At 63.2% G+C, this 18,062-nt stretch carries 16 protein-coding genes; 8 read left to right on the forward strand and 8 right to left on the reverse strand.

What is annotated here, in order from left to right; all coding sequences use genetic code 11:
* Nucleotides 1-18 precede the first annotated feature (18 nt).
* The 4 genes from ACVZUB_RS28240 to ACVZUB_RS28255 all read left to right on the forward strand — a co-directional run bounded on the left by ACVZUB_RS28240 (nucleotide 19) and on the right by ACVZUB_RS28255 (nucleotide 6,687).
* Nucleotides 19-1,764 (forward strand): Ig-like domain-containing protein, encoded by a 1,746-nt coding sequence (locus ACVZUB_RS28240; RefSeq protein WP_482627971.1) that lies wholly within the window; start codon nucleotides 19-21, stop codon nucleotides 1,762-1,764.
* Between the two features lie 104 nt (nucleotides 1,765-1,868).
* Nucleotides 1,869-3,992, forward strand: a complete 2,124-nt coding sequence (locus tag ACVZUB_RS28245; RefSeq protein WP_404650240.1) for a phosphocholine-specific phospholipase C — start codon at nucleotides 1,869-1,871, stop codon at nucleotides 3,990-3,992.
* Between the two features lie 80 nt (nucleotides 3,993-4,072).
* On the forward strand, nucleotides 4,073-5,542 hold the full coding sequence (locus ACVZUB_RS28250; protein ID WP_404650239.1) for a cellulase family glycosylhydrolase: 1,470 nt from the start codon (nucleotides 4,073-4,075) through the stop codon (nucleotides 5,540-5,542).
* An 83-nt stretch (nucleotides 5,543-5,625) separates the two neighbouring features.
* Complete coding sequence (locus tag ACVZUB_RS28255) at nucleotides 5,626-6,687, forward strand: alpha/beta hydrolase (protein ID WP_231782675.1); 1,062 nt, start codon at nucleotides 5,626-5,628, stop codon at nucleotides 6,685-6,687.
* 8 nt (nucleotides 6,688-6,695) lie between these two features.
* Here ACVZUB_RS28255 and ACVZUB_RS28260 read toward each other — a convergent pair whose 3' ends face one another.
* Nucleotides 6,696-7,022 carry a winged helix-turn-helix transcriptional regulator gene (locus ACVZUB_RS28260; protein WP_019745900.1) on the reverse strand — a complete coding sequence of 109 codons (327 nt, stop codon included), beginning with the start codon at nucleotides 7,020-7,022 and terminating at the stop codon, nucleotides 6,696-6,698.
* A gap of 56 nt (nucleotides 7,023-7,078) precedes the next feature.
* Here ACVZUB_RS28260 and ACVZUB_RS28265 point away from each other — a divergent pair, with 56 nt between their 5' ends.
* Entirely contained in the window at nucleotides 7,079-7,963 is an 885-nt protein-coding gene (locus tag ACVZUB_RS28265; protein WP_064687923.1) for an SDR family oxidoreductase, read from the forward strand.
* 61 nt (nucleotides 7,964-8,024) lie between these two features.
* Here ACVZUB_RS28265 and ACVZUB_RS28270 read toward each other — a convergent pair whose 3' ends face one another.
* Entirely contained in the window at nucleotides 8,025-8,153 is a 129-nt protein-coding gene (locus tag ACVZUB_RS28270) for a hypothetical protein (protein ID WP_003943237.1), read from the reverse strand.
* 179 nt (nucleotides 8,154-8,332) lie between these two features.
* Entirely contained in the window at nucleotides 8,333-8,905 is a 573-nt protein-coding gene (locus ACVZUB_RS28275) for a TetR/AcrR family transcriptional regulator (RefSeq protein ID WP_378396821.1), read from the reverse strand.
* A 53-nt stretch (nucleotides 8,906-8,958) separates the two neighbouring features.
* On the opposite strand from ACVZUB_RS28275, the gene ACVZUB_RS28280 reads away from it, so the two are divergent.
* Complete coding sequence (locus tag ACVZUB_RS28280) at nucleotides 8,959-9,396, forward strand: DUF2867 domain-containing protein (RefSeq protein WP_007730272.1); 438 nt, start codon at nucleotides 8,959-8,961, stop codon at nucleotides 9,394-9,396.
* On the opposite strand, the gene ACVZUB_RS28285 is transcribed toward ACVZUB_RS28280, so the two are convergent.
* Genes ACVZUB_RS28285 through ACVZUB_RS28295 form a run of 3 tightly spaced genes read right to left on the reverse strand, consistent with a single transcriptional unit; the run spans nucleotide 9,397 to nucleotide 13,295 of the window.
* Nucleotides 9,397-11,022, reverse strand: a complete 1,626-nt coding sequence (locus ACVZUB_RS28285) for a cation:proton antiporter (protein WP_054781195.1) — start codon at nucleotides 11,020-11,022, stop codon at nucleotides 9,397-9,399.
* 39 nt (nucleotides 11,023-11,061) lie between these two features.
* On the reverse strand, nucleotides 11,062-11,727 hold the full coding sequence (locus ACVZUB_RS28290) for a YoaK family protein (RefSeq protein WP_054781194.1): 666 nt from the start codon (nucleotides 11,725-11,727) through the stop codon (nucleotides 11,062-11,064).
* Between the two features lie 14 nt (nucleotides 11,728-11,741).
* A complete protein-coding gene (locus ACVZUB_RS28295; RefSeq protein WP_003942885.1) occupies nucleotides 11,742-13,295 on the reverse strand; it encodes an MBL fold metallo-hydrolase in 1,554 nt (517 codons plus the stop codon).
* A gap of 244 nt (nucleotides 13,296-13,539) precedes the next feature.
* Here ACVZUB_RS28295 and ACVZUB_RS28300 point away from each other — a divergent pair, with 244 nt between their 5' ends.
* Nucleotides 13,540-14,517, forward strand: coding sequence for an ABC transporter substrate-binding protein (locus ACVZUB_RS28300; protein WP_003942949.1), 978 nt, complete (start codon nucleotides 13,540-13,542; stop codon nucleotides 14,515-14,517).
* Nucleotides 14,518-14,576: 59 nt separating this feature from the next.
* Here the strand turns inward: ACVZUB_RS28300 and ACVZUB_RS28305 are convergent, their stop codons facing one another.
* Nucleotides 14,577-15,035 carry a hypothetical protein gene (locus tag ACVZUB_RS28305; protein WP_482627972.1) on the reverse strand — a complete coding sequence of 153 codons (459 nt, stop codon included), beginning with the start codon at nucleotides 15,033-15,035 and terminating at the stop codon, nucleotides 14,577-14,579.
* Between the two features lie 72 nt (nucleotides 15,036-15,107).
* Nucleotides 15,108-15,986, reverse strand: coding sequence for an alpha/beta fold hydrolase (locus ACVZUB_RS28310; RefSeq protein WP_482627973.1), 879 nt, complete (start codon nucleotides 15,984-15,986; stop codon nucleotides 15,108-15,110).
* Between the two features lie 114 nt (nucleotides 15,987-16,100).
* On the opposite strand from ACVZUB_RS28310, the gene ACVZUB_RS28315 reads away from it, so the two are divergent.
* A complete protein-coding gene (locus tag ACVZUB_RS28315; RefSeq protein ID WP_482627974.1) occupies nucleotides 16,101-18,059 on the forward strand; it encodes an AfsR/SARP family transcriptional regulator in 1,959 nt (652 codons plus the stop codon).
* The last annotated feature ends 3 nt before the right edge of the window (nucleotides 18,060-18,062 follow it).

The raw sequence follows: 18,062 nt of genomic DNA on the forward strand, positions 1-18,062 counted from the left end.
AGAAACCAGGATTTCTCGATGAACTCGAAACTGTTGCGCGGCTCTGCGATTGCAACCGTCTCGGTACTGGCCGGTGGCCTGTTCTCGATCGCCGGCGGCGGGATCGCCTCTGCTGCCCCCGAGACCAAGAGCGTGGCCTTCACAACTGCATGCCATGTGCGCGAGATGGACGGTGTGGCAAGCCCGATCACGTTCAACGAGACACTCGGCTCGGGAGTCACCATCACCGCGCCGACCACCGCGGCACCAGGTGAGACCGTCACCTACCGCGTGCAGCCGAACGAGATGAAGACAAACAGCGGCGGCCATGCCAGCCGTGGAGTCGTGCACTGGGCCCGGATCAAGTACGACTTCGACATCCCGTCCGGCGTCGAATTCGTGAGTTCCCAGCTTGTGGCGGACAGTGCGTACGGCCTCGGATCCGACAGTGCCACTCCGACAGTCACACGGATCGACGACGGCGGTAATCCATCGGCATCCGGTACGCACCTGCGTATCTCCGGATCGAATCGAACCACCGGAAACGGTCCGTCCTCCGCAGTTCGATCGAGTGACGGCATCATCGTCGGTGCCAACACCAAGTTCCGACTCCCCGCAGTCGACGTCACGGTCAAAGCCGGTGCGGCCGGTACCGAGATCAAGCCTTCGCTGAGGGTTTCCGATCCCGGTTCCGCCAACTACGACGACGACCGAAATGCGCTCACATTCGTCCAGCGCGAAAAGGATGTCTTCACAGTCAACTACTGGGAGCGCTACAACTGCTCCCCGCGGGACAACAGGAACTCCGGCCTCAACGCCGGTGGGCAGGCCCTGACCACCATCTACGTCAGCCAACCGACAACCACCACAATCCAGATGCCCGGCTCGATCCAAGCCAGCACACCGACCGAGCTTGTCGCAAAGGTGGATCCGGCTCCGGTCAACGGAAACGTGCAGTTCAGGGTGGACGGCGCCGACGTCGGTACACCGGTCACTCCGGGCGCCGACGGCACTGCCCGGCTACCGCATACCTTCTTCACCGCCGGAACCGCGCGGGTCTCCGCAACGTTCCAGGGAGTCAACGGATTCCAGAGTTCCAACTCGACCGAGGCAATGGTCACGGTGACTGCCGCACCTGTCGTCAAGCAGACCGACACTGCCGTGAACGTTCCTACCGATGCGAAGACGGGCATATCGGTGTCGCTGAGGGCGCAGGTCACGCCGACACCCGCCGGTGGCACTCTCCAGTTCAAGGACGGCGCTGCAGATATCGGCGCTCCGATCCCGGTGGGCGCTGACGGCAAAGCCACTCTGGAACATGCCTTCACCTCGGCTGGATCTCATGCCGTCTCGGCCTACTACTCCGGCGCAACAGGATTCATGCCGTCGATGGCATCCGCTCAAACGGTCACCGTGTCTGATCCCGCACCGTCCGATGTCACCACCTCGACCTCACTGGCAGCTCCCGCGACGACCAAGCAGAATGTCGCGGCAGAACTGTCCGCGACGGTCACCCCCAACCCCGGCGGGGGCTCGGTTCAGTTCTACGACGGCGACCAACCCATCGGACAGCCCGTTGTCGTCGGAGTCGATGGAGTGGCGCGACTGACGCACACTTTCGCATCGACGGGCGATCATCGGATCAAGGCGTCATACGCCGGGCGAAGTGGATTCACACAGTCCGCGTCGGACGAATCCGTCGTCAAGGTTTCTGCTGTGCCTGACGACGGCGGGAACGGCGGTTCGGGCAGCCTCGGTTCACTGGGCGGTCTCTTCGGTTCCTGATCGAATTCTTCTCGACGCTGTTGCCGCTGCACCGATTCGGAGCAGCGGCAGCAGCCTGTTGCGGCCGTGGTCATAGAACTGATTGATTTATCGATGGAGCACAAGTGTCCAGGAATTCTCTTTCTCGACGGTCGTTTCTCGCCGCCGGGGTCGGTGCAACTGCAGTCGCCGCTACTTCCCTTCTCCCGCCGTCGCTTCAGCGTGTACTGGCGACACCCGTCAACTCCGGCGGGCTCGATTCGATCGAGCATGTTGTCCTCGTCATGCAGGAGAACCGATCTTTCGATCACTACTACGGCGCACTGAGGGGTGTTCGCGGATTCGGGGATCCGAATGCGCTGCGTCTGCGCGGCGGCCACAGCGTCTTCGAACAACCCGGGCCTACCGGTCCTGTGCTCCCCTTCCCTATCCGCGATTCGGCTGCGGCGCAACGCATGGACACCCAGAACGTGACCGGACTCGACCACAGCTGGGCGGGCGGACATGCCGCACTCGCCGACGGCTGGCACGACGGTTGGATCGCGGCAAAAACCGGCACGACGATGGCCTACTACGACCGGCAAGACATTCCCTTTCACTACGAACTGGCGGACGCGTTCACGATCTGCGACGCCTACCACTGCTCCGTTCCGACGTCCACGAGCCCCAACCGGAACTATTGGGTCTCTGGATACACGGGATACGAGCCACTTTCGCCGAATCCAACCGAGTCGGTCCTGCCTTCGGATCCACCCGGTCCCGGGGGACGAGCTGTAACCAACGCGGCCTACAACCCCTGGCACGCCGGTTACGGATGGACGACGGTCCCCGAGCGGTTGCAGTCCGCCGGCATTTCCTGGAAGACCTACCAGGAGTGGGACAACTTCGGAGACAACAACCTCGAATACTTCACCGCCTTCAAGAAAGTGGCGGCAGGGCTGCTTGGCCGGCCGAGCCTGCTCCCCTACGAAATCCAGACCTTGGCCGGGTTCTATCTCGCCCTGCCGTCGATGCCGGCGCCGGTCCAGGACGCAGCGGTACTGGCCCTCGCGAATGCCGCAGACCAACTGTCGCCTGCTGATCGCCAACTCTACGATCGCGCGCTGTACCGATCCCGGCCCGGCACACTGGCTGCCGAGTTCAGGAAAGACGTCGAGTCCGGTCGACTGCCGCAAGTCAGCTATCTCGTTCCGTCCGAGGTGGATTCGGAGCACCCATCGGGTTCGTCACCGGCAGCGAGCGCAACACTGCTCTATCAAGTACTCGACGCCATCGCGTCCGATCCGGATCTGTGGACGAAGACGGCCGTGATCGTCAACTTCGACGAGAACGACGGGTACTTCGACCATGTACCGCCACCTCGACCGCCGCGCTCGGTCGAAGCCGAATGGGTCGGTAATCAGCCGCTCGGTCTCGGCCCGCGGGTGCCGATGACGATCATCTCGCCGTGGACTGTTGGCGGTTTCGTTTGTTCACAAGTGTTCGACCACACGTCCGTCACGCAATTCCTGGAGAAGCGGTTCGGAATCACGCAGCCGGAAATCGACCCGTGGCGACGCACGGTGAGTGGCGACCTGACGTCGGCGTTCGACTTCGCCAACCCGCGTAGCCGACCGACTTTGGCGCGCCCGCAGCCCACTCCGCCTCTGGAACCGCGGTGGACACCGACCCCACCCACCGAACAGAGAATGCCCCTGCAGGAAAGCGGCACTCGACCAGCACGGGCCCTTCCCTATCAGCCCGACGCCTACACGACGGTGAACCCGGAAACCGGCTCGTTGACGGTCCATCTGGTCAATGCCGGTGCCGCATCAACTCACCTGGCCTTGTACCCGTACGCAGGTGAGTTCGACGAGCCACGGCATTACGACCTCCTGGGCGAGGTCGATGACACCGTTGCGCTCAGTGATCGCGTCTACAGCCTGACCCTGTTGGGTCCCAATGGTTTCAGGCGCGAGTTCAGTGGAGCTACAGACAGTGCGGCAGCCTCGCTCGACGTCTCGACAACCATCGACGCAGGGACGCGCGCGCTTGTACTGACCGCGAACAATTCCGGAAGTCGCGCACTCTCCGTCGACGTCGACGGAGACCGACGGAAGCTCGCTGCCGGCGCACGCGGCCGGTGGGCGGTGGCGTCGGTGGACGGCTGGTATCAGGCCACCGTGACGGTCGACGAAGATCCTGAATTCAAGCGCGTGCTCGTCGGACACATCGAAAACGGGCGGACCAGTGTAAGCCAACCGACGTGAATCGACACCGAGCGTTCAAGCCCAGGGCCGAATCCCCATTCGGACAAGTCAATCCATCCACACACCCAGAAGGAGTTTCCGTGCGTCGTATCCCGCTCTCAGCACTGATAGTCGCGGGCTCACTGATACTGGGCGGCGGAATTGCCGCGGCTCAGGGCAGCCTGCCCACGTCGGGGAGCGCCGATGGCACGTCGGTGCCACCGTCGTACCTGACCGACGACGCCGGGCGCTCCTTGATCCTGCGAGGGTTCAACACGGCGTCGAGCGCAAAAAGCGCACCCGACGGCATGCCGAAGTTCACCGAAGCCGATCTCGAGCGCGAACATGCCGACATGGGAACAAATTTCGTGCGTTTCCTGATCTCCTGGCGTTCGGTGGAGCCAGAGCCGGGACAGTACGACCAGAAATATCTGGACCGCGTCGAGGACCGGGTCAGCTGGTACGCCGAACGCGGGTACAAGGTCATGCTCGACATGCATCAGGACGTCTACTCCGGCGCGATCACACCAGAGGGCAACAGCGGCAACGGCGCCGGCAACATCGGCAACGGCGCGCCGGCCTGGGCGACCTACATGGACGGCCTTCCGGTCACCCCTCAAGACCGCTGGGAGCTGTACTACGTCCAACCCGGTGTGATGCGTGCATTCGACAACTTCTGGAACACCACCGGCCAACATCCCGAACTGGTCGAGCACTACGCGAACGCCTGGCAGGCGGTGGCCGAACGTTTTGCAGGCAATGACACCGTCGTGGCATACGACCTGATGAACGAGCCGTGGGGCGGTTCCCTCCAAGGCCCCGCCTTCGAAGGTGGGCCCCTCGCTGCCCTGTATCAGCGAACCACCAACGCCATCAGGGAAGTTGATCAGGACAGCTGGGTGTGTGTGGCCCCGCAGGCCGTCGGCGTCAACCAAGGTGTCCCCAGCGGGCTCACGAAGATCAACGACCCACGAGCCGGCGAACAGCGAATCGCCTACTGCCCACACCTGTACCCGCTGCCCCTCGACCTCGGTGACGGATACTCCGGCCTCTCACGCACACTCACCGACGCGACCATCGACACCTGGCGCGACAGCGTCGAACACATCGCAGGCAACGTACTCGGCGGCGTTCCGATCATTCTCGGCGAATTCGGGCTCGACACAACACTGCCCGGCGCAACCGACTACATCGACCGCGTCTACACGACCGCCCGAGAACTCGGCGCGGGTGTCTCCTACTGGTCCAGTGATCCAGGTCCTTGGGGCCCGTACCTGCCGGACGGATCGCAGACACTCCTCGTCGACACCCTGAACAAGCCGTATCCGCGTGCCGTCGCGGGCACACCCACCGAATGGTCCTCGACCGTTGACCGCCTTCAGCTGACGTTCACCCCGAACCCCGCAGTGACGGCACCGACCGAGATCTACCTACCCGAAAGCGGCTTTCCCGGCGGCGTCGACGTCGCGGGCGCCGACATCGTGAACTGGAACCCCCAAAGCCGTCTTCTCACAGTGGAAACCGCGGACGGCGCGGGTCCCGTCACGGTCACGGTAACGCCGGCAAACTGACCGCGAGCGCCGATATTCCTGGATATTTGTCCGGTTCTTTCGTAACGTACAAGCGACGGGTGATCGGCCGACGGAAGGCGACTATGTCCACGGAGAAGATGTCTGTCCAAGATCGTGTTGCGCGGGTGGTGCTCGATGTCGTCGGCGCCTTACCGACCGGCGCGCAGCGCATTCTCGGTGGCAAGCCGAAGGAGATCGACGGGCAGACTCTGCACCCCGAGATCCAGCTTGCACTGCGGTTGCTCTCAGCGGTCGAAGGTACAAGCTTCGAGCATCTTCCGGTCGAAGAGGGACGGGCTCAGATCGCCGCCGAATCGCGACTGTTCGGCGGTACGCCCATCGACATCGAGACGGTACGTGACCTCGAGATCCCGGCCGGGGATCACGCGATTCCGGCTCGGCTGTATCGCCCGGCCGGAGTCTCAACGCCCGCTCCACTTTTGGTGTACTTCCACGGCGGCGGGTTCGTCCTCGGCAGCCTCGAGAGCGGCGACAGTGTGTGCCGCTTCCTGGCCCGCCACGGCGAGGTCAGTGTGTTGTCGGTGGACTACCGGTTAGCACCGGAGTTCCCGTTCCCCGCCGGGGTCGATGACGCCGTCGCCGCATTCCGGTACTGCGTCGAGCATGCCACAGATCTGGGTGCAGATCCGAAATCCATTGCGGTAGGCGGAGACAGCGCGGGTGGGAACTTGGCTGCCGTCGTCGCGCAGTCCACGACCGAAGACGACGTCAAGCCCGCATATCAGCTACTCTTCTTTCCCTGGGTGGACCTTTCGTCGAAGCGCCCTTCGCACAAGATGTTCGGCACCGACTTCTTTCTCACCGACGCCCAACTCGATTGGTATGCGGCCCATTACCTGTCGGGCGGCGCTTCGGCCCTCGACCCGCGAGTCTCCCCGCTGCTCACTCCGGACCTGGCCGGCCTACCACCCGCGTACGTTGCCGTCGCCGGTTTCGACCCACTACGCGACGAGGGTGAGGAATACGCGAACCGGCTGCGAGAGGCCGGAGTCCCGGTTGCACTCAGGCGTCACAGTGGATTGATCCATGCCTTCGTCAACACCACCGGTGTCGGCCATACCGGTCAAGATGCGATGTTCGAGGCCTGCGGCGCTCTGCGGGTTGGACTTTCGGGCCCGCGCTGAGGGCAGGGTCACGAAACGGGGAGTGCCAGATCCGCCCACTCGACCATCGCTTCGAGCACGGAGCGCAGTTCCATCCCCGTCGCGGTGAGTTCGTACTCCACTCGCGGCGGCACCTCGGCGTAGGCAGTCCGGGTCACCAGATCGAACTCCTCGAATCGCTTGAGCCTGGCGGAAAGTGTCCTGGGACTGATGCCGGGCAATGCGCGTCGTAGTTCCGTGAAGCGCATCGGGCCGTGCGTGAGCTCACGAACGATCAGCGTTGCCCACGGTCCGTCCAGAACCAGCAGAAAGCGCGCGACGCCGCACTCCGGAAGCACGTGACCTGATTCACTCATCGATTCCCCATTAGTTCACTTGAAGTAACTGGTTCCCAATCTGAACTATAGGCGTCATGACTTACACAGTGCATGGCGCCACCGGCGCACAGGGTTCTCCCGTTCTCGCGGGATTGGTCGCGGCTCTCGCCGGATCGACAGGTGCCGAAGTCCGAGCAATCACCCGCAACCCCGACCAGACGTTCGAGGGTGCGAACACCGTTGTCGCGGACAATGCGTCAGTCGACTCTCTCGCCGACGCTTATCGCGGGGTAGACGGGGTGTTCTTCCACCTGCCACTCGCCGGTGACACCGAGACGCTAGCTGGTTACGCCCACAACGTTCTGGCAGCAGCAAGAGTGACAGGTCCTTCGCGGTTCGTGATCTCTACCAGCGGCACGGTGACCCGCGACGCTACTTCGCCGCTTGCCGGTCCCAACACACCCGTTCTCTCCGAGCTCGTCGACGGACTCCGCGCCGAAGGTATCGCGGTGACCGTCCTGACCCCGCGTTTGTTCCTCGAGAATCTTCTTCTGCCCACCGTGCTGTCGGGGGTGAAAGACGAAGGGGTCCTGCGTTACCCACTACGTGCCGATCTCGCGGTCGCATGGAGTTCACATCTCGACGTCGCTGATGCAGCCGTTGCGGCCCTGACTCTCGACGTAGCACCGGACGCGGTCGACATCGGACAGATTCCGGCGATCACCGGCATCGAACTGGCCGAGGCATTCGCCGAACACTTCTCGCGCGCGGTAACTTTCGAAGCCGTGACGCCCGACGCCTTCGGTGCGTCGATTGCGCCGATCATCGGAGCGGGCGCAGCAGTCGGGGTTTCCCAGCTCTACACGGGGCTCGAATCTGCCGACAGCGTCGCGTTCGACTCCGCGACGGGTTCTGCCGTTGCCTTGGGCATCGTCGCCCGCAGCACCCGGGCCTGGCTGGCAGATCTCGGAGTGAACTGACCGGAACGACGCAAACGGCCGGCTCCGCGAAGTATCGCGTGGAGCCGGCCGATTTCCGGGGTTACCGGTGCGTGCGGGTCTTCAACTGGCGGTTCAGCTGCCGACTCCCGAAGTCCAGACCGGCACCGTCACTGGTGGCCAGCACGGTGAGTCCAGCGGCGACCAGCAACGAAATAAGCACAACGCTCATGGTGAGTCACCTTTCTTCCTGTCGTGAAACGGTTTTGCGCCTCCGGGAAATGTCGACATATCCGGCACCCCACTTCAGCTGACCTCAAAGTATCTGTAACTATGGGTTACGCGCAATGTGTGGTCCCTCACCTGAAAGCGCAGGGTGATGCGCAGATCACGCTGCGTTCGACGGCGAACTTACCTGGCCAGAACCATGTTCACGAACTCGTCGGCGAGCGCCTGAGCGTCCGCACCGCTGCCAGGAACCACATCGGGCGCACTGTGTACCAATTGCATCTGCCCCAGGTACATCGAATAGGCAAGTACGCCACGATGTTCCGCTTTCTGCCTGTCCATCCCCAGATCGACCAACAACGTCACGATGTAGGTAACTCGACGCTCGGTGACACGTCGAACCGCCGCCGAAACCACAGGATGGTCGATCCCGGCAAGCAGTTCCAACTCCGCACGGCGACCGGCCAATCCGGTCGTGACCGAATCCACCAGACGACGCAACCTCACCTCCGCCGGTTCACCAGAGGACTCGACGGAGGAGATCAGTCTCTCGGTTGCCAAAACTTCCCACCGGCCGAGCGCAGCTTGCAGCAATTCGTCGCGGTTGGCGAAGTGCCAATAAAAGGAACCCTTGGTCGATCCGAGCGTGCGCGCCACCTTTTCCACTGCAACTGCATCAGGCCCATGGCTTGTCAGAGCCCGGAAAGCTGCATCGATCCACTGGTCGCGAGAGAGTCGGGCGCGGGCATTCGTCACCTCCGTACGGTACCGTATGGATAAGTTCCATACGGCACCGTACGGAGGACGAAATGACACTCGCTTTCAAGGCAATGCCTGCACCGGACTGGGCAGAAGCCACCACGATCACCATCCCGTCTGTTCCGACCCATACATCCGAGGAGTGGGCGCAGGCAGTCTTCGACGTCAGGAATGTCCCCGCACCCGTCCTCGCGATGTTCTGGCTCAGGGAGCGGATAGTCGGACTGCTCGGCATCGCCAAGGGACGCCCCGACACCTTTGCCGTCGACAAGATCGCCGACGGCGAGGCCCTCATCGAAGCGGACGAGAAACACCTACGATTCGTCGCCTCGGTTCAGGCCGACAACGACGCCGGCCTCCTGCACGTCGTCACCGCCGTGGAGCTGAAGAACCGCGCGGGCCGAATCTACTTCGCACCCGTTCAGGTACTGCACGGCGTGATCACGCGGGCAATGATGACGTCCGCTCGAAAGAGACTGTGCACGTGATCAACCGTCCGGACCGCCCTTGAGTTCGAGGCTGATCTGATCGGCATCCAGCGCGGCAAGTGCCGATCCGAGCATCCGTGCGTCGAACACGCCATCGTCACGTGCGTCGAGCAGTGCCTGACGCTGCGCGTCGATCACGTCGAGGCGGATCCTCTTCTTCGACCGACCCTCTGGCGGAACGACACTCGCAGCAGCATCTTCGAGGAGGTCGAGCAACCTGCGATGCTCGTCTAGTTCGGATTCGGTGAGATCCTGCGAGGCCGGACCGGTCGCCACTACGACGCGCTTCAACGTTCCTCCCTGAAGGATCAACGAGCCTGCTGCCACCAGGAACGCAACCAAGATCAGGAGCGATCGACTCGGGGTGTCTTCCGGCAGAGTCTGCGCTGCAGCCAGAGTGACCGCCCCGCGCATGCCGGCCCAGATGACGATCGTGCCTTCACGCCATCCCAACGGCGCAGCAAGGTAGTAGTCGATATCGGCAACCGTCCGCCGAACCCGAACCTTGAACCTTTCCATCTGATTCGCCGAAGGTGCCCGGCGCCTGCTGCGTCGTTCGTCTGGCGGGTAATCCTCGGGATTGTCGAGGCGATTCGCGATGTCGGAGAGTCTGGGTTTCATGCGTTCACGAAAATTCGCCCGCGCTTGGAGCGCTCGCAGGAGCGGGGCCACGTACAGAGCCCGCACCAAGATCGTGAGGAACAGTGCACCCGCCGCCACGAAGACCGCCGTGGATATGCCCTCGTGGTCGACCCGGACATCGTCGACTATCGACGAGAGTTCGAGGCCCATCACCAGGAAGATCGCACCTTCGAGAACCAATTCGACTGTGCGCCAGTTCTGGGAGTCGGACAACCGGTGTCGCGGTGACAGCTTCCGAGGAGCGTCGTAGCCGGTGACGAGCCCGGCCACGACGGCAGCAACCAATCCTGACGCACCCAACTCTTCGGCGGGGATCGCCGCCAGAAACGGCACCGTGAACGAGATGACCGTGTTGACCGTCGAATCGGTGACACGGGCGCGAACCATCAGGTTGACCTTGCCGACGACAACTCCGATGACCGCGGCCACGACGACGGCAAAAGCGAACTTGCCCAACACACTCCACAGCGACACCGATGCGGCGGCCCCGGCGATGGCAGTACGCAACAGAACCAGAGCGGTGGCGTCGTTGAGCAGGCTTTCGCCTTCGAGGATCGACACCACCCGCGGCGAGACCGGGAGTTTCTTGACGATGGACGTCGCGACGGCATCCGTCGGGCTCACGATCGCACCGAGTGCAATGCCCCACCAGATACCGAGTCCTGGTATCACCCAGGAGAAGAACACACCGAGAACAAGCGCACTCACGACCACGAGCAGAACGGAAAGCCCACCGATGGCACCGAACTCACGCCGAAACTCCATCGACGGCATCGAGACCGAGGCGGAGTACAGCAGTGGCGGAAGCACGCCTGCCAGAATCCATTCCGGGTCGATGTCCACTGCTGGGACAAATGGTAAGAGGCTGACAACGATCCCGGCCATCACCAGAATCAACGGTGCTGCGACTCCGATCCGCGCTCCGAGCGTCGAGGCCGCGACGATTCCGAGCAGACCGAGCACCACGATGATCAGAGCGTCCACTGCGTCCCCCTGTACCCCCGGATTTGTGTCTGGCTCTTTCTACACCTTTGCCGGAGACGGGGGCGAGACCCGCCACGCGACGGCGATCAGAACAACCGTGAACGCCGATGCGGGCCACAGAGCGTGAAGACCGATCCACCGATGAACGAGCGCACCGACCACCGCGCCCGCGATCAACCCGGCACACATCCCGAAGTGCTGCAGCCACGCCCACTTCGGGCCACCCAGAAAGGCTCCGGTCAGACGCTGGCCCATCTTGACCAGCGCACCGGTCATGTACGTGACACCGATCGTCACCTCGCCGTCGCGCTGGAACACCGAGTTGACGGCTCCCATCGCCAAGGCCATCGCCGAGATCGCGCCGGGAGTGACGTCGAGGCTGCTCATCACCGAACCGATGGCCAGCAGCCCGGCTACAACCGCGAGCACCGTGACCTTGCGGGCCCGGACCGAATAGCGCTCCGTGAAGTGGGTGACGACGGTTCCCAGCGCGATTCCCAGAAGGAAGAGCACGATGATGCCGCCGGCCACCCGCGCGGTCGACCACACCCCGTCGGCAAATGCGACGCTCGCCTGCGTCATGTTGCCGCTCATGAACGAAACGAAAGGCCCACCGAGCGTGATGAATCCGAGCGCGTCGACGTAACCGGCCAACCCGGCGAGCGCTGTCGCCAGGCCGATCAGCGACCTGCTGTATCCCGTCACCCGACGAGCTCGGTTCAGCTCAGCTTGCTGGTGCGCAGCTCGTGGCCCTTGGACGTCTTGCAGCGGCCGGTCTCGAGATCCCACTGCCAGCCGTGCAGATCGCAGGTGAGGTTGGTGCCGTCGACAACACCGAACTTCGACAGGTCAGCCTTGAGGTGGGGGCAACGACGCTGAATCTCGTACCCGCCCAACTCGATAGACGCGCTGTCGTCGTGGGCCTCGGCGAACCAGCCGTCGGCGTACGCGATGCGCTCGTCGGTGAGGCACTTGAAGAACGTGTAGAGGAATTCGTTGTACCCACCGATGCGCCACGCCGTGAAGCGTGTCGACAGGAAGATGGTGTTGACCCAGTCGGGCTCGTCGTCGCGCAGAACGGTGCGAACCAGTTCGGGAGCGATGCGGAAGCCGTAGCGGTACTTACCTTCTCCGTCGATGGGCTCACGAACGATCCGCTTCGGGAAGTCGAGGACGACCGTCTCCTCTCCCATCACGAGTCCGACGGGGTAGCCGATTCCGTCGCAGATCAGATCGGACTGAGCCATGATCGGCTCGAACTTGGCCTTGAGACCGTCGAGCAGCGGCTCGCCTTCGGCCGGAGCCCACGTGGCCTTCTGCGCGGCGATGACCGGTGCCATCTTCTGCGCCATCTTCTCGATGTACTCGGCCTTGTTGGAGAAGATCTTGTCGACGTCTGCGTCCGGGATGGGATGCGTCAGCGCGACCTTCTCGCTTCCGCGAAGTTCGACGGCCGAGCCGGGGATCATCAGCAGACCACGATCGTTGCCGTTGATGCGCATCTGCTCGAGGAACGTGATCTGGTCGGGGAAGATGTTTCCCTCGTCGCCGTGATCGTCGTTGAGGTAACGCAGGTCGTCGTCGAGGAAGACCGGCGGGCCGGCCGACGGGACAACCCAGGCAGCGTCGACCTGGGAGATGTAGTTGCGGCAGCGGTCCATGCCGCGCTGACGCTTCTGCTTGCCGAAGTTGCGCTTGGTGCCCTTCGGGATGTCGTAGACCATCGGGTACCAGATCGCGCCCGAGTACTGCAGCAGATGGATGTCGACCTTCCCGAAGGCGTCGGTCAGCGGGTCCAGATCGACGGGCCTGGCGTCGTTCATGTTGAAACAGGTGGTTTCCCCGTCCGAGACGACGAGGCCCGAGTCACCGATCGGACCGTCCGCGGGAGCGCGCAGAGCGATGATCATGATGTCGAGATCGCCCTTGGGACCGCTGACGGTGTGCTTGACGGAGTCTTCCGTCTCGAAGAACTTGTGGAAGCCGAGCTTCTCGAGTTCACGCTTGAGGTCCGGCACCGGGTAATCGGGGAGCAGGACTGTGGCGTCCTTGTTGACGTGCGCGATCAGATTCTTCGGATCGAAGTGGTCCTTGTGCAGGTGCGAGACGTAGAGGTAGTCGCAATTGCCCAGCGCGTCCCAGTCCAACTCTGTGTTGTCGGGGAACGGCACCCAGGACGCAAAATACGTCGGGGTCACCCATGGATCACACAGGATGGATCCGGCCTCGGTCTGGATGTGAAATCCTGCGTGGCCGACGCTGGTGATCTGCATTGCAACCTCCGAAATCGTACTGCTGGTCAACTCAGCATAGTCGGCGCGATCAGGGCCAAATCGCGATCGAGGAGGCGGCCGGTTGTGACGTCATGCACGTCAGAGGTCGAAAGTGGGTTGTGAATCAGACCTGCCGGTGACGCGGACAACACTCTCTGTGCTGGCGTGTTCGCCGTATTTCTTGGCGTTCGCGGGAGCTGTTTCAGCATTCCCGAAGACAGCCCCTAAGGCTAACCTAACAAGCATGACTCGACTCCTTTCTCCCTCCACGACCGATCGCGACTACTGGGCGATCGTGGACAACCTGACGCGACGCGGTTTCTTCGGCGTCGGCGCGGGCGTCGCTGCGGCCGCGTTTCTCGCCGCCTGCGGCAGCACGGAAAGTTCGACGCCCGAGAACGCGGAGACCTTCGAGTTCACGCGCGGCGACGAGAAGCTGATCATTCCGACGGACCCGCAGAACGTCGTTGCCCTCGACCCGCGGGACGGCCTCGAATTGTCGATCCTCGCCGGATACCCGGTGACCGCCTACCCGACCGGCGCAGCCGAACACCTACGCCGTGAGGTCCCGGATGCCACGGGTGTCGAGATCTTCGCCGAAGGTGCTTCCGATCCCAACTTCGAATACATCTCGACTCTCGGCGCAGACCTTCTCGTCCTCAGCGCCGGCTGGTGGGACACCGGGTCGTACGGCAACGACCGGATGCAGCAGATCGCACCGGTCCTGCCCGTCGGCAAGGACTTCACCCCGGAGTGGCGGAAGGTCATGTCGGACTTCCTCACCGGCATCGGGCGCAGCGATCGCGCCGAAGAAGTACTCGCCGAGTACGACGCCCATGTAGCTCAGGTCCGCCCGACCGTCGAACCGCTGATGGCCGGCAAGAAGGTTGCCTTCGTCGCCGCCGCGGAGGATCAGATCGCGTGGTTCCAGAACGATTTCCGCACCGCCGTCGCCGAGGACCTGGGATTCGAGGTGCTCCGTGAAGGCCCCGACCTTCGCGTGATGCTCGGATCGGAGCAGTTCAACCGTCTCGAAGAAGCCGACGTCATCTTCGCCTTGGATCGCAGCGCCTCCGGCAGCGTGTACACCTCGCCGACGTGGCAGCGTCTGCCCGCCGCGCAGGCTGGTCGAGTGATTCCCTTCGACTACTACAAGGCCGCGGGATACGCCTTGACCGCCAAGGTTCTCGTCGACGACTTGGCGGCCGGGGTCAAGCGGTAGAACCCGACCTTCGTCGACCCGACGGGGCCCCGATCATTCGGCACCGGCGGCTCGTCCTGTCACGCGGTCCCGAAACTCGCGGAACGCTGGAAACCACCGGTGAGCGCCCGCGCCAGTTCCTCGGCGCTGTCGACCCAGACGACGTCCTCCAACTCGGAAACGTCGTCGGGCTCGTGATTGCGCTGGGGAACGAGAAACGTCGGGTCACCCTGGGGGTTGACGATCAGGAACCCAGCCGCCGAGCAGAGGTCGTAGACGAACGCGCACTCGGCAGGCGACAGCGTCGCGTGGAAGATTCCACCACTGAGTGGATCGCTCTGCTCGAGCGAGTCGAGATGAAGGTCGGAGAAGGCCCCGTCGATCGTCAATGCCCTGTCGTCACGGTCGACGATCTCGCCTCCGTACGGGCTCTCGACCACGCGCAGCCCGTGCTGATCGAGGAAAGCGGCGACCGCCGCCCGATCAACATCGAGTTGCACGTCCTTCGTCACCCGCATGAAGTGCAGCGAGAAACCCATCGATCCCCCTCGTCCATTCGCGACGCACGTGATGCGCTCGCCAGTACCATCGACAGCCGAGAAGCGTCAAAACTACCTCTCGAGTAGGGTCCGGATCGCCTCGACCACTTCGGCAGGCGCCTCTTCTGCCATGAAGTGACCTGCGGACAGCGTGCGGTGCTCGAGATCGGGCGCCCACGCTTTCCACAGGGCCTCGGCGTCGTAGCCGAGCATCGAGCCCCAGTCCTGCTGAATGACCGTGACCGGCATGTGCAGTTGGTTGCCCGCCTCCCGATCGGACTGATCGTGTTCGATGTCGATGCCTGCCGACGCCCGGTAATCGGCAACGATCGACGGCACCGCCTCCCGTGAGGCGCGCAGGTATTCCGCCCGCACGTCTACCGGAATCGCTTCGCGGTTCTGCGTCCACACGTCGAGAAAGTACTCGAAGAACGCATCGGCGCTGGCGCTGATCATCTGCTCGGGAAGACCAGGTGGCTGAGCCATGAGATAGAGATGGAACGCCACAGCAGCATTCGATCCATGCAGGATGTCCCACATATCCAGGGTGGGGAGCACGTCCAGCGAGCCGAGTTGCGTGATCGCATCCGGATGATCCAGCCCCGCTCTGACGGCAACCAGTGCGCCACGATCGTGGCCGACGAGGGCGAACTTCTCGTGTCCCAATTTCCTGGCCACCTCGACGATGTCGGCAGCCATTGTTCGTTTGGAGTAGGTGTCCGGGTTTTCCTCGACCGGTTTGTCGCTGGCTCCGTATCCGCGTAGATCCGGGCAGATGACGGAGTGATCCGACGCCAAGGCAGTGGCTACGTGACGCCACATGAGGTGAGTCTGAGGGAAGCCGTGCAGAAGGACGAGTGGTGTTCCGCTTCCGCCGACCGCGACGTTGAGCCGCACTCCGTCTGCTGTGGAAATCTGCTGGTAGTCGAAGCCTGGAATGGTGATAGTCATCGATCGCTCTCGTTAGTCGGGGTGATGGCAGGTCGGGGTGATGGCAGGTCGGGGTGATGGCAATCAGCTTCGCCGCAGTCGATGAGCGTTCGATGAGCGCGATAGCGTGGGGAAATGCGAGACCACACATTTGAAGCCCCGGCTTACGGAGTGCTCGGACCCGTGGTCGCGTGGAACGAGTCTTCACACCAGATCGATCTGAAGGGTCCACGACACCGAGCGGTCCTCGCTCGTCTCGTCGTCGCCCGCGGACGTGTTGTTCCCGTGGACGTGATTGTCGACGACCTCTGGGTCGATCCTCCGTCCGGCGCTACCAGCGCAATACGTACGTTCGTTTCCGCTTTGAGACGTGCGCTCGAACCGGATCGCGCGCCGCGAAAGAAGCCGAAAGTCATTGTCACCGAAGGGCCCGGTTACGCCTTTCATGCAGCACCCGACGCGGTCGACGCTTGGGAATTCGAAAGACTGGTGCGAGAAGCCGCGGATTCGACGCCGGCAAAATCACTCGAACTGCTCCGAACCGCGCTGCAGCTGTGGAGAGGGCCGGCCTACGCGGAGTTCGCCGACGAGCCTTGGGCCCGAACGGAGCGATCACGCTTGGAGGAACTGCGTCTGGCTGCCGTCGAACGCTTGGCATCCGCGCAGCTCGATCTCGGGCGAGCTGCCGAAGCGATTCCCGATCTGGATGCTCACGTGACGGAACACCCTTGGCGCGAGGAGGGTTGGCGACTACTCGCTCTGGCGCTGTACCGGTCCGATCGTCAAGGCGATGCTCTGGCAGTCCTACGTCGCGCACGGAAGTTACTCGCCGAAGAGTTGGGCATCGACCCTGGTCCACGACTGAACGACCTCGAGTCCGACATTCTCCGCCGGGAAACCCGCCTGGATCCTGTAGGGGCAGAACAGATCTTCAGTCAGGTTTCGGCAGCGTACGACCGGACCGTAGCGGCAGGATCGAAATCGAGACTGGAGTCAACCGTCGGCCTCCTCCGAAGTTTGGCAGTTGCGGGCGGAAGCGGACTCGAGACTGCCCGAAACCAACGACTGACAATCATCGGCGCCGCTGAACAATTGGACGACGTCGAACTCACCGCGCGGATCATCGGCAATTACGACGTGCCCGGGATCTGGACGCGATCCGACGATCCTCGGCAGGCTACGCAGATCGTCGAGGCCGCTCAGCGCACTCTCGATCGACTTCCGGCCGGCAACGAACCCGCTCGGGCGAGACTGTTGGCGACAATCGCACTCGAATCGCGCGGACTGCCCGGTCATCACGGTCTCGAATGTGCCCGTGCCGCAGTACAGATCGGTCGCGCTCTCGACGATCCAGGGCTCCTAGCCTTCGCTCTGAACGGATTGTTCATGCAGACGTTCTGGACTAACGGTCTGGCCTCCGAGCGCGACGACATCGGCCGTGAACTGGTCGACCTCGCCATTCGACACGGCCTGGCTACCTTCGAGATCCTCGGCCATCTGATCCGCATGCAAACCCTCAGCGCCCTTGGGCAATTCGATGCAGCCGAGCTACATGCCGAGACGGTTGATCGATTGGCCGGACGTCACGAACGCCCGTTGGCAGCGGTGTTCACCACCTGGTTTCGCGCTATGCGTACTGCCGCTGCCGGCGCGGAGGCCGCGCACTGCGAGAAGCTGTACGAAGCTGCGGCGGTCAATCTTTCCGATGCCGGCATGCCGGGTCTCGCGGACGGCATACTCCCTCTCGCAATTCTCGCCCTCCGCGTATGGCGGGGACTGCCGGCGGTTTTCGACCCGACTACGCAGTGGGGCCCCTACGAACCCTGGGCCCGGCCACACCTGCTCATCGCACAGGGGCAGACGAACGAAGCAGCGAAGGCCGTCGAGGCATTGCCGGACCCGCCCGAAGACCTACTCTCCGAGGCACTGTGGTGCTTGACTGCCGCAGCGGCCACTGCAGTCGGCGACCATCGAGTCAAGGAGCGTGCGCGAGCGGCGCTCCTACCTGCCGCCGCCGAAATAGCCGGCGCCGGAAGCGGAATGCTCACCGTGGGACCCGTCTCGCACTACCTGGCCGAATTGGAGCAGGGCTGAACC

The organism is Rhodococcus sp. OS5 (assembly GCF_056837585.1).